Source organism: Janthinobacterium sp. FT14W (assembly GCF_009208755.1).
Lineage (GTDB): Bacteria > Pseudomonadota > Gammaproteobacteria > Burkholderiales > Burkholderiaceae_D > Janthinobacterium > Janthinobacterium violaceinigrum.
In genome coordinates this window covers 1-21,551 of the sequence record NZ_WFLL01000009.1, presented here as the reverse complement: position 1 = coordinate 21,551, position 21,551 = coordinate 1, and the positions used below count along the sequence as shown (strand labels likewise).

The 21,551-nt window shown below is 65.8% G+C and carries 25 protein-coding genes; 15 read left to right on the top strand and 10 right to left on the bottom strand.

Annotation, left to right across the window (positions count from 1 at the left end; genetic code table 11):
- Nucleotides 1–74: 74 nt before the first annotated feature.
- From GCN74_RS08615 to GCN74_RS08585, 7 genes are all read left to right on the top strand, one after another.
- Nucleotides 75–2,186, top strand: coding sequence for a serine hydrolase domain-containing protein (locus tag GCN74_RS08615; RefSeq protein ID WP_193317012.1), 2,112 nt, complete (start codon nt 75–77; stop codon nt 2,184–2,186).
- A gap of 119 nt (nt 2,187–2,305) precedes the next feature.
- On the top strand, nt 2,306–3,136 hold the full coding sequence (locus GCN74_RS08610; RefSeq protein WP_152256282.1) for a transporter substrate-binding domain-containing protein: 831 nt from the start codon (nt 2,306–2,308) through the stop codon (nt 3,134–3,136).
- Between the two features lie 20 nt (nt 3,137–3,156).
- A complete protein-coding gene (locus GCN74_RS08605; RefSeq protein ID WP_152256281.1) occupies nt 3,157–3,834 on the top strand; it encodes an amino acid ABC transporter permease in 678 nt (225 codons plus the stop codon).
- Nucleotides 3,834–4,526, top strand: a complete 693-nt coding sequence (locus GCN74_RS08600) for an amino acid ABC transporter permease (protein WP_152256280.1) — start codon at nt 3,834–3,836, stop codon at nt 4,524–4,526. The genes GCN74_RS08605 and GCN74_RS08600 overlap by 1 nt, the downstream gene beginning before the upstream one ends.
- Nucleotides 4,523–5,266 carry an amino acid ABC transporter ATP-binding protein gene (locus GCN74_RS08595; RefSeq protein ID WP_152256279.1) on the top strand — a complete coding sequence of 248 codons (744 nt, stop codon included), beginning with the start codon at nt 4,523–4,525 and terminating at the stop codon, nt 5,264–5,266. The genes GCN74_RS08600 and GCN74_RS08595 overlap by 4 nt, the downstream gene beginning before the upstream one ends.
- Nucleotides 5,267–5,392: 126 nt before the next feature.
- Nucleotides 5,393–5,959, top strand: coding sequence for a glycine zipper domain-containing protein (locus GCN74_RS08590; RefSeq protein WP_152256278.1), 567 nt, complete (start codon nt 5,393–5,395; stop codon nt 5,957–5,959).
- Between the two features lie 196 nt (nt 5,960–6,155).
- On the top strand, nt 6,156–6,515 hold the full coding sequence (locus GCN74_RS08585) for a hypothetical protein (RefSeq protein ID WP_152256277.1): 360 nt from the start codon (nt 6,156–6,158) through the stop codon (nt 6,513–6,515).
- Between the two features lie 2 nt (nt 6,516–6,517).
- On the opposite strand, the gene GCN74_RS08580 is transcribed toward GCN74_RS08585, so the two are convergent.
- Together GCN74_RS08580 and GCN74_RS08575 are read right to left on the bottom strand one after the other, a co-directional pair.
- Entirely contained in the window at nt 6,518–7,384 is an 867-nt protein-coding gene (locus GCN74_RS08580; protein ID WP_152256276.1) for a universal stress protein, read from the bottom strand.
- Nucleotides 7,385–7,471: 87 nt separating this feature from the next.
- A complete protein-coding gene (locus GCN74_RS08575; RefSeq protein WP_152256275.1) occupies nt 7,472–7,834 on the bottom strand; it encodes a hypothetical protein in 363 nt (120 codons plus the stop codon).
- A gap of 190 nt (nt 7,835–8,024) precedes the next feature.
- On the opposite strand from GCN74_RS08575, the gene phbB reads away from it, so the two are divergent.
- Entirely contained in the window at nt 8,025–8,771 is a 747-nt protein-coding gene (phbB, locus tag GCN74_RS08570; protein ID WP_152256274.1) for an acetoacetyl-CoA reductase, read from the top strand.
- 235 nt (nt 8,772–9,006) lie between these two features.
- On the opposite strand, the gene GCN74_RS08565 is transcribed toward phbB, so the two are convergent.
- The 7 genes from GCN74_RS08565 to GCN74_RS08535 all read right to left on the bottom strand — a co-directional run bounded on the left by GCN74_RS08565 (nt 9,007) and on the right by GCN74_RS08535 (nt 14,196).
- Nucleotides 9,007–9,378 carry a TraR/DksA family transcriptional regulator gene (locus GCN74_RS08565; protein ID WP_152256273.1) on the bottom strand — a complete coding sequence of 124 codons (372 nt, stop codon included), beginning with the start codon at nt 9,376–9,378 and terminating at the stop codon, nt 9,007–9,009.
- A gap of 110 nt (nt 9,379–9,488) precedes the next feature.
- Entirely contained in the window at nt 9,489–9,908 is a 420-nt protein-coding gene (locus GCN74_RS08560; protein ID WP_152256272.1) for a VOC family protein, read from the bottom strand.
- Nucleotides 9,909–9,988: 80 nt separating this feature from the next.
- A complete protein-coding gene (locus GCN74_RS08555) occupies nt 9,989–10,450 on the bottom strand; it encodes a hypothetical protein (RefSeq protein ID WP_152256271.1) in 462 nt (153 codons plus the stop codon).
- Nucleotides 10,435–11,235 carry a hypothetical protein gene (locus GCN74_RS08550; RefSeq protein WP_152256270.1) on the bottom strand — a complete coding sequence of 267 codons (801 nt, stop codon included), beginning with the start codon at nt 11,233–11,235 and terminating at the stop codon, nt 10,435–10,437. Before GCN74_RS08550 ends, GCN74_RS08555 begins: the two co-directional genes overlap by 16 nt.
- An 88-nt stretch (nt 11,236–11,323) precedes the next feature.
- On the bottom strand, nt 11,324–12,124 hold the full coding sequence (otnI, locus tag GCN74_RS08545; RefSeq protein ID WP_152256269.1) for a 2-oxo-tetronate isomerase: 801 nt from the start codon (nt 12,122–12,124) through the stop codon (nt 11,324–11,326).
- Nucleotides 12,125–12,361: 237 nt separating this feature from the next.
- Entirely contained in the window at nt 12,362–13,717 is a 1,356-nt protein-coding gene (locus GCN74_RS08540) for a DEAD/DEAH box helicase (protein WP_152256268.1), read from the bottom strand.
- Nucleotides 13,718–13,953: 236 nt separating this feature from the next.
- Nucleotides 13,954–14,196 carry a hypothetical protein gene (locus GCN74_RS08535; protein ID WP_152256267.1) on the bottom strand — a complete coding sequence of 81 codons (243 nt, stop codon included), beginning with the start codon at nt 14,194–14,196 and terminating at the stop codon, nt 13,954–13,956.
- A gap of 215 nt (nt 14,197–14,411) precedes the next feature.
- Between GCN74_RS08535 and GCN74_RS08530 the strand changes: the two genes are divergently transcribed.
- The 4 genes from GCN74_RS08530 (at nt 14,412) to GCN74_RS08515 (ending at nt 17,345) form a co-directional block, all read left to right on the top strand.
- Nucleotides 14,412–15,065: a hydrolase gene (locus GCN74_RS08530; protein ID WP_152256266.1), complete on the top strand. Its 654-nt coding sequence runs from the start codon at nt 14,412–14,414 to the stop codon at nt 15,063–15,065.
- Between the two features lie 68 nt (nt 15,066–15,133).
- Entirely contained in the window at nt 15,134–16,984 is a 1,851-nt protein-coding gene (locus GCN74_RS08525) for an amidohydrolase (RefSeq protein WP_152256265.1), read from the top strand.
- 14 nt (nt 16,985–16,998) lie between these two features.
- Nucleotides 16,999–17,190, top strand: coding sequence for a DUF1427 family protein (locus GCN74_RS08520; RefSeq protein ID WP_152256264.1), 192 nt, complete (start codon nt 16,999–17,001; stop codon nt 17,188–17,190).
- Nucleotides 17,187–17,345, top strand: a complete 159-nt coding sequence (locus tag GCN74_RS08515; protein ID WP_152256263.1) for a XapX domain-containing protein — start codon at nt 17,187–17,189, stop codon at nt 17,343–17,345. The genes GCN74_RS08520 and GCN74_RS08515 overlap by 4 nt, the downstream gene beginning before the upstream one ends.
- A gap of 66 nt (nt 17,346–17,411) precedes the next feature.
- On the opposite strand, the gene GCN74_RS08510 is transcribed toward GCN74_RS08515, so the two are convergent.
- Nucleotides 17,412–18,194 carry an inositol monophosphatase family protein gene (locus GCN74_RS08510; protein WP_152256386.1) on the bottom strand — a complete coding sequence of 261 codons (783 nt, stop codon included), beginning with the start codon at nt 18,192–18,194 and terminating at the stop codon, nt 17,412–17,414.
- 195 nt (nt 18,195–18,389) lie between these two features.
- On the opposite strand from GCN74_RS08510, the gene GCN74_RS08505 reads away from it, so the two are divergent.
- The 3 genes from GCN74_RS08505 (at nt 18,390) to GCN74_RS08495 (ending at nt 21,361) form a co-directional block, all read left to right on the top strand.
- Entirely contained in the window at nt 18,390–19,163 is a 774-nt protein-coding gene (locus GCN74_RS08505; RefSeq protein WP_152256262.1) for an RNA methyltransferase, read from the top strand.
- A complete protein-coding gene (locus GCN74_RS08500) occupies nt 19,160–20,062 on the top strand; it encodes a LysR substrate-binding domain-containing protein (RefSeq protein WP_152256261.1) in 903 nt (300 codons plus the stop codon). Before GCN74_RS08505 ends, GCN74_RS08500 begins: the two co-directional genes overlap by 4 nt.
- A gap of 90 nt (nt 20,063–20,152) precedes the next feature.
- Nucleotides 20,153–21,361, top strand: a complete 1,209-nt coding sequence (locus GCN74_RS08495) for an MFS transporter (protein WP_226938939.1) — start codon at nt 20,153–20,155, stop codon at nt 21,359–21,361.
- The last annotated feature ends 190 nt before the right edge of the window (nt 21,362–21,551 follow it).

Genomic DNA, 21,551 nt, shown 5'->3' with positions numbered 1-21,551 from the left:
AACGGTGTGTGAAAGACACTTACCATGCATCAGCGCCGTGCTGTGCACACGGCCCTCACCATGGAATAACGATTATGCAAAGCAGCAAATACTACGGTTTCGCCGGCGCGCTGGCGCTGTTCTGCGGCGTGGCGCAGGCCGCCTCCGTTCCCTCCGCTGCCCCCGCTCCGGCGCTGGCCGCGCGCCTGGCCGCTTTCGACGGCTGGGTCGCCCAGCGCATGGGCACGGAGCGCATCCCCGGCGTGACCGTGGGCTTCAGCCAGGGCGACGTGGAATGGGTAAAAGGCTACGGCTATGCGGACCTGGAAAACCGCGTGCCGGCCACTGCCCGGTCCAGCTACCGGCTGGCGTCCGTCACCAAGCCCATGACGGCGCTGGCCATTTTGCAACTGGCCGAGCAGGGCAAGGTCGACCTGGATGCACCCGTGCAAGCCTATGTGCCGTACTTCCCCGTCAAGCCGTTTCCCGTCACGGTGCGCCAGCTGCTGGGCCACCTGGGCGGCATCGATGCCTACCGCGACAGCAGGGTGGAGCAGCATTTCAAGGAGCACAAGGATACGCGCCAGTCCATCGCCGTCTTCGAGCAGTTCGACCTGATCGCCGAACCGGGCACGCGCTACCGCTACACCAGCTACGGCTACAATTTGCTGGGCGCCGTCATCGAGGGGGCCTCCGGCGAAAGCTATGGCGGCTACATGCGGCGCCACGTGTGGGGGCCGCTGGGCATGGACGCCACCGTGATGGATGACCCGGACGCCGTGATCGCCCACCGCGTGCGCGGCTACCGGCTGGACGGCAAGGCCTGGAAGAATTCGGAATTCGTCGACATCAGCAGCCGTTTTTCGGCCGGCGGCACGCGCGCCAGCGTGCCCGACATGCTGGCCTTCGGCAGGGGCGTCCACGACGGCAGGATCCTGTCGGCGGCCAGCGTGGCCGCCATGGTGCAGCCGATGGCCACGCGCGCGGGCCGCTTGACGAACTACGGCATGGGCTGGGAAATCCTGCCCACGGGCGGACGCTACGCCATCGCCCACGGCGGCCAGCAGCCGGAAACCGTCACCTATCTGTACAGCTTTCCCTCGCGCAAGCTCACCATTGCCGTCGCCGCCAATCTCGAGCGCGTCAATCCGGAAGGCTTCGTGCAGCGCCTGTTCGAGGTGGTGACGGGCGAACCATGGCAGCTGAAAACGTATATCGCCGATGCGGGCGCGCAGCGCGCCTACCTGGTGGCGCTAGGCCTGTTCGAGGAAGGACGCGCCTATGCCGAGCGCACGGATCAGGCGTATGCCGATGCGGCCGCCACGCGCGAGGCATTCATGCAAATCAACCGGCAGGCGCTGGCGCCCGACGCCCAGGCGGCGCGCGCCTACATCGAAGCGGCCCGCCATCCTGCGGGCGGCCGCGTGTTCCTCACGGCCGGCGCCAGCATGGCCGCGGCATTGCGCGCATCGGGCGCCGACCTGAACAACTATGCGCGCGGCGGCGCGCTGGCGTTTGCGCGCGACTATATCCGCTTGTCGCAAGGTGCAGCGGGCGGCATGCCGCGTTTCGATCCCAGCTTCGAGCACGCCATCGTGACCCTGGCGGCCAGCTGGGACCGCACGGCCGCCACCGCCTGGCCGGCCGCCTCCGCCTCCATGACCGCCCTCGATAGCCAGCTGCGCACGGCGTTCCGCGGCCAGCGCGCCTATCCCGATTTCGTGCCCGAACTGCAGGAGCTGGCGCAAGCGTCGGCCGCGCGCGGCGAGGCGGAGGCGGCGCTGGCGGCCAGCCGCCTGGCCGTGGAACTGTATCCGCTCAGCGAGCGCGCGCATGCGCTGCAAGGCTTGACCCTGCTGCGCGCCGGCAAGACGGAGCCTGCGCTCGATGCCCTGCGCCTGGCGCTGGCGCGCGATCCGCTGGGCGCGGCCAGTCCGGCGGCGTTGAATGGGGAAGCGTATCGGCTGAAAGGCAGCGGCGCCGTCGCGCAAGGCATGGCCGTGCTGCAGGCGGCCGCCAGCCTGCATCCGCGCGACGCGAATCTGCAGGACAGCCTGGCCGAGTTTTATGCGGAGCAAGGCTTGCGCCCGCAGGCGGTACAAGCCTACCAGCAGGCGCTGCAGCTCGATCCCCGCTATCCGGGCGCCGCGGGCGCCAGGGCGGCGATCATCCGCCTGGGCGGCGAGACGAAGGCGCTGGCGCCTTAGCTGGTGTCTTGGCTGATGCCTTAGATGAATTCTTCATAAGCAAGGGTGAAAAGATTCCTTTTTGGAAATAAGGGCGCTGCGGTCTAATGGCGGCATTCATTGTCCACCAGAGGAATCCCATGCAGACCCGTCTCCATTTCGCCGCCCTGTTATTCACCAGCATCGCCTTCACGCAGGTGGCGCAAGCGGACCAGCTGGCCGCCATCAAGGCCAAAGGCGAGCTGGTCTGCGGCACCCTGGGCACGGACGAGCCGAACAGTTTTATCGATGCCAAGTCGCGCCAGCTGGTCGGCTATGAGGTGGACCTGTGCCGCGCCATCGCCCAGGGCCTGGGCGTCAAACCGGTGATCAGGCAGCTGGCCGTGGCTGCCCGCATTCCCGAACTGCAGCAGGGCCGCATCGATATCCTGACGGCGTCCTTGACGCACAACAAGGAACGCGAAGCACTGATCGATTTCTCCCTGTCCACGTTTTATACGGGCCAGCGCGTGCTGGTCAAAAAAAGCAGCAATATCACGACGGTTGCTGGCCTGGCCGGCAAGAAAGTGCTGACCGTCAAGGGCGGCACGCAGGAACCGAATATCCGCAAGGCCGTGCCCGGCGTGGACGTGGTGACGTTCGAGACGGCGGGCCAGGCCTATCTGGGCTTGCAGCAAGGCAAAGGCGTCGGCTATGTCGACGATGAAGTGTCCTTGCTCAACAACTACGCCAAGCTGGGCGCCGCGCAAAAAGACTACGTTGTGCTGCCGCAAAACATCAGCCAGGAAGTGTTTGCCTTCGGCATCCGCAAGGGCGAGACGGGCGTGAAAACCGCCGTCGACCAGGTGCTGCGGGGGCTGGAAAAGTCGGGCGAGGCGGAAAAACTGTTCTTCAAATGGTATGGCCCGACGAGCAATGTGAAGTTCCAGAAGCGCACATTTAAAATTGAATCGGACAAGATCGACGCCTGAACCTTGCCTGACTCTTCCGCATGTTTGATCTGAACTTTTTGCTGGCCGGCGATTACCGCGACTGGCTGCTGTCCGGCTTGCTGCTGTCCTTGCAACTGATGGGCATCACCTTGCTGTTGTCCTTGCCGCTGGCGTGCGGCGTGGCCATGCTGCGCCTGGCGCCGTCGCGCCTGCTCAACGGGCTGGGCGCCGCGTACGTCGAGCTGATCCGCAACGTGCCCTTGCTGGCCCACTTCCTGTTCTGGTATTTCGGCGCGCCCGAACTGCTGCCCGACGCCTGGAAGGAGCACTTGTACGCCGGCAATATCGAAGCCGTCAGCGCCATCACGGCCCTGACCTTGTACACGGCCGCCTACATGGCGGAGGACATCCGCAGCGGCATCCGCGCTATTCCCGTCCAGCAATTCGAAGCGGGCCGGGCGCTGGGCTTCAGTTTTCTTTCCACCATGCGCCTGTGCATCGTGCCGCAGGCGCTGCGGCTGGCCGCGCCGCCGCTGCTGTCGCAAACCCTGAACCTGTGGCAAAACACCAGCATCGCCACCGTCATCGGCGTGGCCGAGCTGATGTACCAGACGCAGCGCGTGGAAGCGGCCTCGTTCCGCAGCGTGGATGCGTTCGTCTTCGCCAGCGTGGCTTACCTGGCCGTCTCCCTGCTGATCGCCAGCCTGGCGGCCTTGCTGCAAAAAAGGGTGTCCTGATGCTGGAACTGATCCACGATTACTGGCTGTATTTTCTCGTCGGCCGCTATCCGGAGGGACCGCTGGGCGGCCTGGCGCTGACGGTGCTGCTGGCCAGCCTGGCGCTGGTGCTGAGCCTGCCGTTCGGCTTGCTGCTGGGCCTGGCGCGCCTGAGCCCCTGGCGCCTGCTGCGCTGGCCCGTCGCCGCGCTGATCCACGTGGTGCGGGGCATCCCCTTGCTGCTCGTTATTTTCTGGGCATATTTCTTCCTGCCCAGCATCACGGGCCATGAAAGCGGGCAATTCGGCACCATGCTGGCCGCCCTCGTCATCTTCGACGGCATCTATCTGGCCGAGATCGTGCGCGCCGGCGTGCAAGCCGTGCCCCGGGGACAGGTGGAAGCGGCCCGTTCCCTGGGCTTGAGCTACCTGGACAGCATGCGCACGGTGGTGCTGCCGCAGGCGCTGCGCCACATGCTGCCCTCGCTGGTGAACCAGTTTGTGTCGACCATCAAGGAAACCTCGCTCGGCACCATCATCGGCCTGGCCGAAGTGTCGTTCATCGCTTCGCAAGTGAACGGCCTGGTGCTGACCAAGCCCGTGCAAGTGTATTTCCTGCTGGGCATGACGTATTTTGTTTTATGTTTCAGCCTGTCGCGCGCCGCCTTCTGGCTGGAGCGGCGCCAGGCGCGTCTCCTGAAAGCGGCTGCATGATTACCTTTGACAACGTCAACAAATACTACGGCGACTATCACGCCTTGAGCGGCATCAATGAACACGTGGCCAAGGGCGAAGTGCTGGTCGTGTGCGGCCCGTCCGGTTCCGGCAAGTCGACCCTGATCCGCACCATCAACCGCCTGGAGCCGATCGCGTCGGGCCGCATCACGGTGGCGGGCCAGGACATACACGCGCCGGGACTGGACGTGAATGCCTTCCGCTCGCACATCGGTTTTGTATTCCAGCAATTCAACCTGTTTCCGCACCTCTCCGTGCTGGACAATTGCGCGCTGGCGCCGCAGCGCTTGCGCGGGCTGAGCCGCAAGGAAGCGCAGGAACGGGCGCTGGCCCTGCTGGAACGGGTGGGCCTCGCGCACAAGGCGCACGCCATGCCGGCGGCCCTGTCGGGCGGGCAGCAGCAGCGCGTGGCCATCGCCCGCGCGCTGGCCATGCAGCCGCCGCTGATGCTGTTCGACGAGCCCACCAGCGCACTGGACCCGGAAATGGTGGGCGAGGTGCTGCAAGTGATGCGCGACCTGGCGCAGGGCGGCATGACGATGGTGTGCGTCACGCACGAGATGGGCTTTGCGCGCGAAGTGGCGGACCGCGTCTGGTTCATGGACCACGGGCAAGTGCTGGAGCGGGCTGCGCCCGAGGACTTCTTTGCGCGGCCGCAACATGCACGCGCCCGGCAATTCCTGTCCGATATCCGCAGCCCGTTCAGCGCGAGCGCGTGAATGAGCGCATGATTGCGCATGGGAGTGAGCGGCTGTGTGCGCAAGCGAACGGTATCCCGGCGTTGTCCGGCGCACGCTATCGAGGCGGCGCATGGTGCGCCAGCAGCCGACGAGGAGGGCCGTATCATGTCACGCATCATCGCAGGTCATTTTCAGTTGCAGCAACAGATAGACGCCGCGCGCGCCGCCCTGAACCAGGCGGGCTTTTCCGACAGCCGCATCAGCGCCTTCTTTGTCAACCAGCCGGGCCAGCACGATCTGCACGCGCTGGGCGGCGACCGCGACACGTCGCCCGGGGCCCGGGAGACGCCGGAGGGCGTGGTGGAGGGTGTGGCCGTCGGGGCCGCCGTGGGGGCGGGCATCGGCGCGGCCACCAGCCTGGCGACGGGGCCGCTGGGCCCCGTGGTGGGGGCGCTGGTGGGCGCCCACGTGGGATCGCTCTACAGTTTCAACAAGATGAAGGAAGCGGGCGAAGCCGAGAAGAACGGCGAAAACGACGGTGAAAACCGCCGCCAGCCACGCCATCCGGGCATGCTGATCGCCGTGGCGCTGGGAGGCCTCGACGAGCGCGAACGGGCGCTCGAGGCGCTGCACCGGCTGGGCGCCGAGCATATCGAGGAAGCGGAAGGCACGATCGCCAATGGCGACTGGCACGACTTCGATCCGCTCAGCATTCCCGTGCTGGTGGCGTGAGGCAGGGCGCCAGCCGTGCCATGTGCATAAATGCCGCGCTGCACGAAATTTAGGTATGATTCTTGTTAGTATTGCCAATTATTGGTAAACAATGCCGACAGGGATAGTTTCCGTGCGCCCGAAGTGACACTGGACCCAGGTGACTGCCCGTAGTACTTGCCTCGCATGCTAACGAGTGTGGATAGGAGGGCGCGTCATGACACAGGCATGGTTCATTCTGACACGGGCCGACGGGCGCGACATCTGTGCGCCCTCGCCGGCACAGCTGGCCGATGCGCTGGCCGAGGTGTACCGTGGCGGCGCCGTCACGCCCGACGGCAGCCCGGCCGCCGTTTTGTTGCGCTTTGGCTACGACGACGGCTTGATGTATCAGGTCGAGGTCGCTAGCGGAGGCGAAGTCACTTTCGAGGAATGGTCGGACCGCGATTGCGAGATCGCCCTGGCCCGTCCGCGCCACATGTCGGCCTTGCCGCAGGGCGAAGCGCTGCAGCTGTGGCAGTGGCTGGCGCAGCGCCAGGTGGCGAAGATCCGCAGCCAGCCCTGGCAGGGCGGCTAGCCCTAGTGTGCCATCAGCACGGGAATCGTCATGCTCTGCAGGATCGTGCGCGTGACGCCGCCCAGGATGGTTTCGCGCAGGCGCGAATGGCCATACGCTCCCATCACCAGCAAGTCGGCCGACAGGTCGGCCGCCTGCGACAGCAGCGCGTCGCCGATGTCGCCGCGCCGCACGCCGCCGCCATCGAGCAGATGCAGCCGCGCGTCCACGCCGTGGCGCGCCAGGTAGTGCAGCAGTTCGGCGCCCGGCTGTTCGCCGTGCTCGGCCGCATGTACCTGGGCGTCGAAGATGGCCACGTGCACCTGTTCCGCGCGCTGCAGCAGGGGCAGGGCGGCGCTCACGGCGCGGCTCGCTTCCTTGCTGGCATTCCAGGAAATGAGCACATGGCGCGCGGCCGCCGGCGGCGCCAGCCGCGGCAGCGGCGGCGCATACGGCACGATCAGCACGGGGCGGCCCGCATGCAGCAGCACATAGGCGGGAAAGTCGCGCATCACGGACGGCGATTTATCCTTGGCATTGTATTGGCTGATCACCACCAGGTCCGCATAACGGGCCAGCAGGCTGATGCCGCCTGCCGCTTCATCGTCGAGCACGCGCTGTTCGAACGAGGCGACGCCGGCCGCGCGCACCTGCTGCTCGAAACCGTCGAGGGCGCGTGTGGCCCGCTCCCGCAGGAAATTCAGGTGCAAGCTCAGGTTCGGGTCGGCGTCGAGGTCGGGCTGGTTCTGGTACAGCAGGCGCGACACGCCCGTCAGCGCCACGCCCGTCAGGTGGCCGCCGCAAGCCTGGGCGATGCTGGCGGCCGCGTCAATGCGGGCGGCGCGCCCGCCGCTGTCGTCGATGTGGAGCAATACGGTTTTATACGTCATGGCCTGGCCTCTCGCTGTGGAGTAAGCCCCATTCTGGCACAGTCACGGGCAACGGCCGCGCACGCGTGCGGCCGCTGCCCAGGCCCGTCAACTCATGGCGATGATGATGATGTCGGCGTCGCAGTTGCGGTAGTGAATCACGATGACGATGACGCGCCGCAATTGCGCCGCCTTTTGCGCCACCTCCGGCATGGTGCGGCTGGCGCGGTTCTTCATGCTGACCTGCACTTGCGAAGCATCGCTGACGGGGATGCCCATGGCCTTCAAGGCGGCCTTCGGATTGGCCATCAGGGCCAGCGCATGCTGTGGATCGAGCTCCGCCTGATGCACGGATTCCACCTCGCTCGTACCGGGATTGATATCGTTGAACAAGTCCCTCAATGCCTCTGTGTCGTCCTGGATTTCCATCGCGTTCTCCCTGTGATTCCTGCCGTCAAGCAAGGTTTGCACGACTTGCCTGTCGAGGTGCCATCACCTCATGGGGAAGTATGCTTTCGATAATTTTTCCTGCATGGATGCCGCGCAGACGGACGCTGCAATACGCAGGCTCAGCTCTTGATCTGGCGCAATGCCCGCATCAAAAGTGCCACCTACACTTGATGCCACGCACAACAACCATAACAAGCGGGGAGAGACAACGATGAAGGAACAAAAGGTAGCACTGGTCACGGGCGGCATGGGCGGACTGGGTACGGCCTTGTGCCGGCGCCTGCATGGGGCGGGCTTTGCCGTCGTGGCCGCGCACACGCCGGGCAACGCACGCGTGGCAAGCTGGCTCGACGAGCAGCAGACGCAGCAGTATTATTTTCATCCTCTGGCCGTCGATGTGAGCGATTTCGATGCCTGCAGCGTCGCCGTGGCGCGCGTGCTGGCCCAGTTCGGCCGCATCGACGTGCTGGTCAATAATGCGGGCATCACGCGCGACCAGAGCATGCGCAAGATGGAGTTGCCGCACTGGGCCGAGGTGATGCGCACCAATCTCGACAGCCTGTTCAACATGAGCAAGCAGGTGCTCGAGCCCATGCTGGCGAAGCGCTGGGGCCGCATCATCAATATCTCGTCCGTGAATGGCCAGAAGGGCGCGTTTGGCCAGTGCAATTACGCGGCCGCCAAGGCGGGCGTGCATGGCTTCAGCAAGGCGCTGGCGCTGGAAGTGGCGCGTCACGGCATCACCGTCAACACGGTTTCGCCCGGCTACCTGCGCACGCAGATGGTGACGGCCGTGCCGGCCGATATCCTGGAGACGAAAATCCTGCCGCAAATCCCCCTGGGCCGCCTGGGCGAGCCGGACGAGGTGGCGGCCCTGGTGGCTTACCTGGCGTCCGACGAGGCGGCGTTCGTCACGGGCGCGAATATCGCCATCAATGGCGGGCAGCACATGAGTTAGGCAAGCTGGCAGCTTGCAGGAGGGCAATGGCAGTAGAGGAGACCCGTCCGCCCAGCCGGCACGCACGATGCTGGCGGGGGATGAAAGGCAGCAGCAAGGAAGGAAAGCAGGGGGCAGGGCAGCGATGCCTTGCCCTTTGTCATGAAGTCAGGAAGCCTTGATGCTTTGATGCTTTGATGCCCTGATGCCTTGATGCAATGGCTGGCGAAGCGGCGTTGCCGCGCCGCTGCCCCGTCTAGCGCTGGGCTTTTTCCAGCCGCGTCTGGCAATCGATGCACAGGCGCGCTTCGGGGCGCGCGTTCAGGCGCGACAGGCCGATGGCTTCGCCGCAGTTGTCGCACAGGCCATAGCTGCCATCGGCAAACTTGGCCAGCGCGTGCTTGATGATGGCCAGCTGCGCCAGGTTGTGTTCGGCCGCTTCGCTGACGAGGGCGTTCAAGGTGCGCACGCTGGCATTGTCGGCAGGCGAGGCTTCGATTTCATTGAGCAGCGAGGCGCGCGCGTCTGCCTCGGCCGCTTCGTTCTCGATTTGTTCCTGCAGCGCCAGCTTGCGCTGCTCCAGTACGCCCTGCAGGCGCTGCAACTGCTCTTGTGGCAATCCATTCATGGCCGTCACCCGATAGAGGTCTCTCCCGATATGGTAGTCCAAGATTGGCGGCTCTGCTTGCGCTACTACCCGCGCCGCGTTTGACGCGGCGCAGGCAGGCTAGGGCCGTTCTATGCTGGTTCTTTCAGGCAGTTGACCATCCACGCTACGCCGAACTGGTCTTTCAGCATGCCGAAGCGTTTGGCCCAGAACGTTTCCTGCAAGGGCATCTGGATGTTGCCGTCACGGGCCAGCGCGTCGAAAGCCCGTTCCGCCTCCTCCGGCGTGTCCAGGGTCAGGCAGACGGAGCTGCCGCTCATGCCCTTGGCGCCATCTTCGCTGCAGCCGCCGTCCGAGCCCATCAGCATGGTGGGGCCCAGCTGCACGGAGCCGTGCATGATCTTGTCGTACCAGTCTTCCTTGACCTGGTCCTGGCCCGGCGAGCCCCGGAACGGCATCAGGCACAGGTCTTCGCCATGCAGGTGCTGGCGGTAGTATTCCAGCGCTTGCGCGCAATTTCCATTGAATTGCAAATACGGTTCGATACGCATATTGGCCTCCTCTGGTGGTCCCGCAGGCACGATTGCCATGCGGGGACGTCCCAGTATAGGCGCCCGCCAGCCAATTTCAATCAGTCCGGCGCCATCTCTTGCAAGCGCTCACGCACCTTGTCCAGGGTATTGAGGATGCGCTCGGGATTGCCGGCGAGGACGGCGCTGCCCAGGTGCAACAGGCTCGTCGCCAGGCTGATCCAGTGCCGCGCGTCGTCGTTGCGGGCGATGCGCAGGCGCACCGTGTCGAGCAGGCCGCTGAGCTGGCGCTGCGCCGTTTCCAGACCGGCCACCGTGTGCCCGGCCGCATCGGCATACAGCTGGTTGGCTTGCTGGCGCAAGGCCACTTCCAGGGCGAAGACGGCCTGTGCCTGGCTGTGGCTGATGCCGTTTGCCCCCTGGCTGGCGCGCTTGCGGATGGCCCGCATGACGGCGCCGTGCAGGGTGACGGCCGCCTGCGACAGGCTGTCGGCCAGTTGCTCGACGCGCATGGCGCTGCTGAGGGCCGCTTCGCGGCGTTCGCTGCCTACCGATCCGTCCATCTTGCCTCCGTGGTGGTGAGGGTGGCGGCCAGGTGCGCGTGCTCGCGCCCCAGCGCCGCCAGTTGCCGGCGCGCCAGGGTGTGGCGCAGGCCAAACAGGCGGTATTCCTCCGTTTTGCTTTGCTGCATGTTTTTCGCCAGCACGGCCAGCAGGCGCTGCTGCGGCGTGTCCGCATACGCGATTTCCACGTCGAGCAAGCCGAGCACCATGTCGCGCTCGTTGTCGCCGCTCTTGTCGTACAGGGCCAGCAGGCTGTCGAGCGCAGCCAGCAGGGCTTGCAGCGGCGCATCGCCGTCGTGCAGCACGTGTGCCAGGTCCGCCTGCTGGCGGGACGCGCCGCCCAGGCGGGACAGTTGCTGCAGCAACAGGGTGTAGGCGCTCACATGGCGGTCGTCGATGCCGCTGCCCGGCCAGGCGCGGATGGCCGCCCCGGCGCCGGCCAGTTCGGGCTGCACGTCATACGCGCCGGCATCGGCCAGCCGGCCCAGCGCCTGCAGGTACAGGCGCACGGCTTGCGCCAGGCGCGCCACGTCCGCGTGCGCGGCGCGGCGCTGCGCATCGAGCAGGCGTTCGCGCGCATCTTCGGCTGGCGACAGGTAGGGGCGGGCGCGCTGATAGCTGTCCACGTGGCGCTGCGACAGTTCGCTGAAGGCGTTCACGGCATCGGTGCCGGCGGCCAGCGCGCGCACTTGCGCCAGCTCCGCGCGCGGGGCGGCGCAGCCGCACAGCACGACAGCCAGGAGTAGCTTGAGGGCGCGGCGATGGGGGGCGGACAGGGCGGACACGGCACCTCTCGATAGGAAATACTGTATGGAAAGGTATTGTGGTGCCGGCCCGCGCCGTCCGCCTTGTGCGGGCGCAAGCGCGCTGCGATCAGGCGCCCATGGCGCCCGCGGTACTCGTCAGTTGCTCGCGCCAGCCCAGTCCCGCGACGGTGTCGCCGGCGGGGCGGTATTCGCAGCCGACCCAGCCGGCATAGCCGACCTGGTCCAGCAGCTTGAACACGTGGCGGTAGTTGATCTCGCCCGTGCCCGGTTCGTGGCGGCCCGGCGTATCGGCGATCTGGATGTGGCGGATCAGGTGCAGCATGGCGCGGATGGTGTTGCTCAGTTCCCCTTCCATGCGCTGCATGTGATAAATGTCGTACTGCAGGAAGATATTGCTGCGCTGGCAGTCGGCGATGATGTCGGCCGCCTGCTGGCTATGGTTCAGAAAGTAGCCGGGCATGTCGTAGCGGTTGATGGGCTCGATCAGCACGTTGATGCCGTGCGGACGGCAGGCGTCGGCCGCAAATTGCAGGTTGCCGATCAGGCTTTGCCGCGCCCGCTCCAGGCTCATGCCGGGCGGTACGATGCCTGCCATGCAGTGCAGCTGCCTGGCCCCGAGCGCCAGCGCATAGTTGAGCGCCAGTTGCACATTGCCGCGAAATTCCTCGCCCCGGCGCGGATCGCAGGCGATACCCCGCTCGCCGTGTTCCCAGTCGCCGGGCGGAAAGTTGAAGAGGGCCAGCTGCAGCCGGTGGCGTTCCAGCCGCACGGCAATCTGCCGCGCCTCGACGGCATAGGGAAACAGGAATTCGACGGCATCGAAGCCCGCCTCCCTGGCGGCGGCAAAGCGGTCCAGGAAGGGCAGTTCGGTAAACATCATGCTGAGGTTGGCGGCGAAGTTCGGCATGGCAGCACGCAGGTGAGGACGATGTCCACTATCCTAGCCCAAATCGGCAAATGGTGGCGTGCATGAAAAAACCGTCCCAGGAACAAGTCCTGGAACGGTTTTTAGCCTTGCGGTCAATACATGGTTGAAAACCGTAGCGAGCGGGAGTGATATCGGTTCGAGTAGCACAGCCGTACTAAAGTACGGCGCGCAACGGAGAATCGATAGCGCCCCGCGCAGTAGGTTTGCAACCGTGTATTAGCGGCCGCGGCCGCCGGAGCGATGGTTCGCCGCGGAGCGCGGCGCATTGCCCGAACGGTTGCCGCCGCCCGATGGGCCGGCGCTGCGGGGCTTGGCGCCGCCGCCGCCGGTTTTCACGCGCACGACCTGGCCGGCCGGACGCGGATTGCGGTGGCCGCCGGTGCCGCTGCGCAATTGCACAGGCTGGGCGCGGGCGTTCAGGTCCGGCTCGAAGCCAGCGATCACTTCGCGCGGCAGGGTTTGCTTGATCAGCTTTTCGATGTCTTTCAACATTTCGTGCTCATCCACGCAGACCAGCGACACGGCTTCGCCCTTGGCGCCGGCACGGCCCGTGCGGCCGATACGGTGCACATAGTCTTCCGGAATGTTCGGCAAGTCGTAGTTGACGACGTGCGGCAACTGGTCGATGTCGATGCCGCGCGCGGCGATGTCGGTGGCGACCAGCACTTGCAGGGTGCCATCCTTGAACTCGGACAGCGCGCGCGTGCGCGCCGACTGGCTCTTGTTGCCGTGGATGGCCAGGGCGCCGATGCCGTCCGCGCCCAGCTGCTCGACCAGTTTATTCGCGCCATGCTTGGTGCGCGTAAACACCAGCACTTGCGTCCAGTTGTTCGACTTGATCAGGTAGGACAGCATCGGGTGCTTCTTGTCGCGGTCGACGGGATGGATCTTTTGCTTGATCACTTCCACGGTCGAATTGCGGCGCGCCACTTCGATCATGGCTGGCTTGTTCAGCAAGCCGTCGGCCAGGGCCTTGATCTCTTCCGAGAACGTGGCCGAGAACAGCAGGTTCTGGCGTTTCGGCGGCAGCACGGCCAGCACTTTCTTGATGTCGCGGATGAAACCCATGTCCAGCATGCGGTCGGCTTCGTCCAGGATCAGGATTTCCACTTTCGACAGGTCGACGGTGCCCTGGCCCATATGGTCCAGCAAGCGGCCCGGCGTGGCGACGAGGATGTCGACGCCGTGCTTGAGCTGCTTGATCTGCGGGTTGATGCCGACGCCGCCGAAGATCACGGCCGAGTTCAGCTTGGTGTACTTGCTGTAGGCGCGCACGCTTTCCTCGACCTGCGCGGCGAGTTCGCGCGTCGGTGCCAGGATCAGGGCGCGGATCGGACGCGTCGAGGTGTTGCTGGTGATGGCCGCGCCATTGGCGTCGGTCGACAGGCGGTGCAGCACGGGCAGGGTGAAGCCGGCCGTCTTGCCGGTGCCGGTTTGTGCGCCGGCCAGCAAGTCGCCGCCAGCCAGCACGGCGGGAATCGCCTGCGACTGGATCGGGGTCGGCACGGTGTAGCCGTGTTCGGTAACGGCACGTACGATAGCGTCGGACAATCCGAGGGAGGAAAAGGACATGGTAACTTTATTGTGAGATCGGCCTGTCGCCATCGTGGGGCGCCAGTCGCAGGCAATCAGATTAGGGGTCGAAAGACAGCGGCAAGGGGACTGGTCATATGTGCCGCACACGCGAAGTATAACAGCCTGGCAAAAACGCGCCTGTTTTGTTTCAAGTTTGCAATGCCGCAAGTAAAGAAAAGGGACTGGCGCGACTGCCCTTGCGACTGCCCTTATCAGTTGTCATGGCATTGCGCCTAGTCGTCGATCTCTTCGACGACGTAGCGCACGCCCTGGGCATCGAGCCACGCGCGCACGGCGTCCAGGCCGTGCCATGGCGCCGGGCGCAGGTACTGGCACACATACAGGCCGGCGTCCGTCAGCCTGGCGTCCGTGCCGGGCATGCCGCCGGCCGCCTGCGGCAGCGCCGCCAGCAGCTGTTCCAGGTGCCGGCGCTGGCCGGCCGTCAGGCTGGCCGCGATCCTGAATTCAAACCCCATGTTTTCCTCCGTGCGATTGGTTGCGGTGCGCGTATTTTATATCATCGAAAAAATTGAATATAGCTTGGCATTCTTTCCGTTTTTGTTTTCGTTTTTGTGCGTGCATACTGCATATCACTGACACGCAACATGACAGCGCAAGAAGAAAGGCGCTAGATTGTGCGGGCCGGATACCCCCATTTTGATATTCAATTATTTTCACTGAGGAAAACATCATGCCGATCGCCACCGCCCAAGCCGCACAAAAACTGCTGACCCCGAACGACCACACCCTGATCATGATCGACCACCAGTCGCAGATGGCGTTCGCCACGCGCTCCATCGACCTGGCCCTGCTGCGCAACAACGCGGCGCTGGTGGCCAAGGCAGCGGCCGAATTCAAGGTGCCGACGATTTTGACAACGGTGGCGGCCAAATCGTTCTCCGGCCCCATCTTCGATGAAATCCAGTCCGTCTTCCCGCAGCAGGCGCCGATCGACCGCACCACCATGAATACCTGGGAAGACCCGCGCATCGCCGACAAGGTGAATGGCTACGGCAAGGGCAAGATCGTGCTGGCGGGCCTGTGGACGTCCGTCTGCATCGTGGGTCCGGCCCTGTCGGCGCTGGAGCAGGGCTTTGAAGTGTACGTGATCGCCGACGCCAGCGGCGACGTCTCCGACGAAGCCCATGCGATGGCCATGCAGCGCATGCTACAGGCGGGCGCGCAGCCGCTGACGTCCGTGCAATACTTGCTGGAACTGCAGCGCGACTGGGCCCGCGGCGAGACCTACAATGACACGGTGGCGACGGCCGTGGCGCACGGCGGCGGCTATGGCCTGGGCCTGATCTACGCCAAATCCATGTTCAACGCCAGCGAAGGCCATTGATTTTCAGCGATGTATCAGCCCCGCCAGCCGGCGGGGCACCGTCCCGCACCTGATTTCGGAGATTTAGCATGAGCGCAAGCACGATTTTACTCAATGGCCGTTTCCACACGGTCGACAGGACGCAGCCGCTGGCGTCCGCCGTCGCCATCGCCGATGGCAAATTCCTCGCCGTGGGCGACGCTGAAGACGTGATGCGCCATCGGGGCCCCGCCACGCAGGTGATCGACCTGGCTGGCCGCACGGTGATTCCCGGCCTGAACGACTCGCATCTGCACCTGATTCGCGGCGGCTTGAACTACAACCTGGAATTGCGCTGGGAAGGCGTGCCTTCGCTGGCCGACGCCCTGCGCATGCTCAAGGAGCAGGCGCTGCGCACGCCGCACCCGCAATGGGTGCGCGTGGTGGGCGGCTGGACGGAATTCCAGTTCGCGGAAAAGCGCATGCCGACCCTCGATGAAATCAACGCGGCCGCGCCCGACACGCCCGTCTTCATCCTGCACCTGTACGACCGTGCCCTGCTGAACCGCGCCGCCCTGCGCGCCGTCGGCTACGACAAGAATACGCCGAACCCGCCCGGCGGCGAAATCGTGCGCGACGGGGCAGGCAATCCCACGGGCCTGCTGATCGCCCGGCCGAACGCCATGATCCTGTATGCGACCCTGGCGAAAGGCCCCAAGCTGCCGCTGGAACTGCAAGTCAATTCCACGCGCCAGTTCATGCGCGAACTCAACCGCCTGGGCATCACCAGCGCCATCGATGCGGGCGGCGGCTTCCAGAATTATCCCGAGGATTACGCCGTCGTCGACGAGCTGGCGCAAAAGGAGCAGCTGACCATCCGCATCGCCTACAATCTGTTCACGCAAAACAAGGGCGCGGAACTGCAGGACTTCCAGAAGTGGACGGGCATGGTCAAGCCGGGCGACGGCACGGATTTTTACCGGCATAACGGCGCCGGCGAAATGCTGGTGTTTTCCGCCGCCGACTTCGAGGACTTCCTCGAGCCGCGCCCGGAACTGGCGGCCGGCATGGAAGACGAGCTGGAAAAGGTCGTGCGCCACCTGGTCGAGCAGCGCTGGCCGTTCCGCCTGCACGCCACCTATGACGAATCGATCGGCCGCATGCTCGACGTGTTTGAAAAGGTCAACCGCGACACGCCGTTCGGCGGCCTGCACTGGCTGTTCGACCACGCGGAAACCATCAGCCAGAAGAATATCGACCGGGTCAAGGCGCTGGGCGGCGGCCTGGCCATCCAGCACCGCATGGCCTTCCAGGGCGAGTATTTCGTCGAGCGCTACGGGGCCGAGGCGGCGAAGGCCACGCCGCCCGTGCAGCGCATGCTGGACGCGGGCGTGCCCGTGGGCGGCGGCACGGACGCCACGCGCGTGGCCAGCTACAACCCGTGGACGGCGCTGTACTGGCTGGTGTCGGGGCGCACCGTGGGCGGCCTGGCCCTGACGGATGCGGCGGGCCGCTTGTCGCGCGACACGGCGCTGGAACTGTGGACGGCCGGCAGCGCCTGGTTTTCCAGCGAGCAAGGCAAGAAGGGCCGCATCCGCGAAGGCATGCTGGCCGACCTGTCCGTGCTGTCGGCCGATTACTTCAGCGTGCCGGAAGAGGCGATCAAGTCCATCGAATCCGTGCTGACCATGGTGGGCGGCAAGGTCGTCTACGGCCAGGCGGAATTCACGACCCTGGCGCCGCCGCCTATCCCCGTGCTGCCCGAGTGGTCGCCCGTGCGCACGGTGCCGGGACACTACCGGCCCGCGGCCAGGCCGGCGCAAGCCGCGCTGCCGCACCAGTGCGCGGGCGCCTGCGGCGTGCATGCGCATGCGCATGACCGGGCGCGCAAGTCGGCCGTGCCGATCAGCGATTTTTCCGGCTTCTGGGGCACGCTGGGCTGCAGCTGCTTCGCTTTCTAGGGGAGGACAGAGCCATGCGCTACAAGAAAGTCATCCTCGGCCTGCTGCTGGCCTTTGTCGTGGGCTTCGTGTGCCAGCTGGCGCGCATCCCCGTGCCCGCGCCGCCCGTGCTGAGCGCCGCGCTGCTGGTGTTCCTGACCAGCTGCGGCTACTGGCTCACGGGCCTGTACCTGCAGCGCCGCGCATCGGAACGGGAGGCGCCATGAACGTCATGCTGGCGGGATCGGTACTGGGCTTGCTGGTGGGCGCCGTGTGCCGCTGGTTCGACCTGCCATCGCCCACGCCGCCCACGCCCACCGGCGCGGCGATGGTGGTGGCCATGACACTGGGTTTTGTCGTGGCGGGGCAGCTCAGCCCCTGAATGCAAAAAAACCGGCCAGGGCCGGTTTTTTTGTGGGTGCCGCGCGCGCAGCAGGTACGCGTAACGTTAGGCGAAAGGCGTCAGCAGGGTGATCATCTGGCCAAAGATCTTCGGGCTGGCGGCGATGACGTCGCCCTTGTACAGGTAGTCCGATTCGCCGGAAAATTCACCGACGATGCCGCCCGATTCCGTGATCATCAGGGCGCCGGCAGCGATATCCCAAGGCTTCAAGCCTTTTTCGTAGAAGCCGTCCAGGCGGCCGCAGGCGACGTAGGCCAGGTCCAGCGCGGCCGAGCCGGCGCGGCGCACGCCCTGGCTGCGTTCGGCCATGATCTGGTACATTTTCAGGTATTCGTCCAGTGCGCGGGCGCTGCCAGCCACGTAACCGGTGCCCAGCAGGGCGTTCGAGATACGGTCCAGCTTGGTGACGCGGATGCGTTTTTCGTTCAGGTAGGCGCCGGCGCCCTTGGTGGCCGTGAACAGGTCGTTGCGTACCGGATCGTAGATGACGGCTTGCGTGATGACGCCGCGATGCGCGAGCGCGATCGAGATGCAGTATTGGGGGAAGCCGTGGATAAAGTTGGTGGTGCCATCGATCGGGTCGATGATCCACTGATATTCATTCTCGTCGTGCGAGTTGGCGGAAGCGCCCGATTCCTCGCCCAGGATCGCGTGATCCGGGTAGGCTTTGGACAGCACCTCGATGATGGCCTGTTCGGCCGCCTGGTCGACGTCGGTGACGAAATCGTTATGTTGTTTTTCCGTGACGACGACGCGGTCGAGGTCGAAAGAGGCGCGATTGATGACGGCGGCGCCGCGGCGGGCGGCTTTGATCGCCGTATTGAGCATTGGGTGCATGTGAGCTTCCGTTAAAAGCACGCGACCGCCCGTGGCCGCCTTGCGGCGCCGGTACGATAGAGTGCAAGAATGAATTAAAGAGCGGAGCGGTGCCGAAGTGGTTAAAATCCCGGCCTGGAGTCAGCGTTTTGTGACTCCGTTTCCCGAAATTTCCTGTATCGATACCGCGCAATAGCGCTATTTTAAATGAATCTGCCCGAAATCAACACGTCTCTTTTCAAACGCCTGCGATTTATTCTTGTCGAAACTAGTCGCTCTGGCAACATTGGCGCCGTCGCCCGCGCCATGAAAACGATGGGTTTTTCCGATCTGGTGCTGGTCAACCCCCGTTTTCCCGATGCCTTGACGGATGCGGAAGCGGTGGCCTTCGCCAGCGGCGCGCAGGATATCCTGTCCGGCGCGCGCATCGTCGGCTCCATCGCCGAAGCGCTCGAAGGCTGCAACTACGCGGCCGCCGTCTCGGCCCGCCTGCGCGAATTCTCGCCGCCCGTCACCACGCCGCGCGCGATTGCCGGCCAACTGGCCGCCGGCGCGGAGCTGCACGCGGCCGTCATCTTCGGCAACGAGCGCTTCGGCCTGCCCAACGAGATCGTCGAGCAGTGCAATGTGCTGATCAACATTCCCGCCAATCCCGAGTATTCCTCGCTGAACCTGTCGCAGGCGGCGCAGGTGGTCGCCTATGAATGCCGCGTGGCGGCCCTCGATGCGGCGGGTGAAGCGCCAGCGGCCAGCGCCATCGGCTTCCATGGCGACGCGGCCAGCCTGGCGCAGGTCGACGGCATGTATGCGCACCTGGAACAGGCGCTGGTGGCCATCGATTTCCTCGACGCCGACAATCCGAAAAAACTCATGCCCCGTCTGAAACGCCTGTTTTCGCGCACGGGGCTGGAGACGGAAGAGGTCAATATCCTGCGCGGCATCGCGCGCCACATCCTGGCGGTGGCGAAAAAAGCGCCATGATCGGGACGCGGCTGCTGCGCCAGTTCATCGCCGTGGCCGAGGAACTCAATTTCCGCCGCGCGGCCGAACGGCTGCACATGGCGCAGCCGCCCCTGTCGCAGGCGATCCTGCGGCTGGAAGAGGCGCTCGGCTATCCCGTATTCGAGCGCACGAACCGCAAGGTCAGCCTGACGCCGGCGGGCAGCGCTTTCCTGGCCACGGCCCGCCAGGTGCTGGCCAGCCTGGACGAGGGCGTGGCCGCCACGCGCCGCGTGGCGCAGGGCATCGAAGGCCATCTGCGCCTCGGTTTCATCCACATCACGCCGTATGCCCACGTGCTGGCGGCCTTGCGCGCCTTCCGTGCCGCTTCGCCCGCCGTGCAATTCACCTTGCGCGAAGCGTCGACGCAGCAGCAGGTCGAGTGGCTGGAGCGGGGAGAGATCGATATCGCGCTGCTGCGCGCGCCGGGACGCAGCACGCCGGGACTGCGCTTCGAGCGCCTGTCGGGCGAAGACATCGTCATTGCGCTGCCATCGGGCCACCGCTGCGCGGGGCAGCCGAAGGTGGACCTGGCGGACCTGGCCCTGGACGACTTCGTCGCCTCGCCGCGCGAGCTGGGGCAGGGCTTTCACGACCAATTGGCCAGCCTGTGCCTGCACGCGGGCTTCGTGCCGAACGTGGTGCAGCAGGCGCGCCGCCTGCAAACGGTGCTGGGCCTGGTGGCGGCCGGTTTCGGCGTGGCCCTGCTGCCGGCCAGCCTGGCGGCGTCCATGCCGGCGGGCGTCGTCATGCTGGCGCTGGCAAGCGGCGCTCCGGAGCCGCTGCGCCAGCTTGACCTGTACATGGCGTGGGACCCGCGGTGCGCGTCGCCCGTGCGCGAGCGGCTGCTGGCGCAATTGCGGCAGTCATCCCCGCCGTGAGACGTTGAAAGTCTCGTTTCAAGACAAATAAGATATTTTACAGATAGTGGTCCACGGGCCAGCATGGCGGTTTGATTGCCAGGAACTGCCATGTCCTTCGTTTCATCGCGCAGCAATGCGCTGCCGTCCGCCACGCTGCCATTCTCCATTTATCTGCTTTCCCTGTGCAGCTTTGCCTTCGGCCTGTCCGAATTCATCGCCGCCGGCTTGTTGACGCCGATGGCGCGCGACCTGCACGCCAGCGTGGCGGCCGCCGGTGGCGCCATTGCCGCGTATGCGCTGGGCGCGGCCATCGGCGCACCCGTGCTGACGGCCATGCTGGCGCGCCGGTCCACGCGCCAGGTGCTGGTGGCCACCATGCTCGTGCTGGCGGCCGGCAGCGCAGCCATGGCCGCCGCGCCGGTGCTGGACGCGCTGCTGGGCGTGCGCTTTGCCGTGGGCCTCGCGCATGGCGTGTTCATGGCCGTCGCCTCGCATGCGGCCACCAGCCTGGTCGATCCTGCCCGCGCGGGCAGGGCCCTGTCCATCGTCTGGCTGGGCCTGACCCTGGCGCTGGCGGGCGGCGTACCGCTAGGGACGTGGCTGGGCACCGTGTCGTCGTGGCGCGCGGTGTTTGCCGCCATCGGCGTGCTGGCCCTGTGCGGCGGCGCGGGCTTGCGCTTCGCCATGCCGGCCGCGCGCCAGGATGCGGGTGCCGCACCGGCCCTGGCCAGCCTGCGCGCCATCCTGCAGCCGCCCCTGCTGCTGGCGGCCGGCGTGGCGGCGCTGGTCAGCGTGGCCACCTTCAGCTTTTTCACCTACGTTTCGCCTTTCCTGCTGCAGCTGGGCGGGCTCGATGGGCGCTGGCTGGGCGCCGCCATGCTGTGCTTTGGCGCGTGCGCCATCGGCGGCAACCTGCTGGGCGGCTGGTGCGCGGACCGCCCGTCCGCGCTGCGCGCCGCCGTGCTGGCCCTGGCCGCGCTGGCGCTCAACCTGCTGGGCTTTTATCTGCTGCGCGCCCATCCCGTGGCCTTGCTGGCCCTGTGCGGCACCCTGGGCTTGCTGTTCTTTGCCCTCGTCACCCTGTCGACCATGCGCTTGCTGCGCCTGGCGCGGCAGCATTGCCCGGGCAGCGACGCCGTGGCGGCGGGTCTGAATATCGCCGCCTTCAATGCGGGCACGGCCGCTGGCGGCGCGCTGGGCGGTGCCCTGATCGTCGCTTTCGGCTTGCCCAGCATCGCCATCGGCGGCGTGCTGGCGGCGCTGCTGGCCATGCTGCTGCTGTGGTTCCAGTCGCGCAAACTAGATGCGCCGCTCTAGTTTTTGCGTTCAAACGCCCCCTGCCTTTGGCGTACACTGGCCTGCAAAAGGCGGTATAAAACAAGGGGATACGGGATATGCAACGCAGATCGTTTCTGAAACTGGGCTTGCTGGGCGCCTGCGCGCTGGCCGCCGGCGGCGCCGCCTACCGGCTCGTGCGCGGACCGGCGCCCCCCGGCCGCTTCGAGCT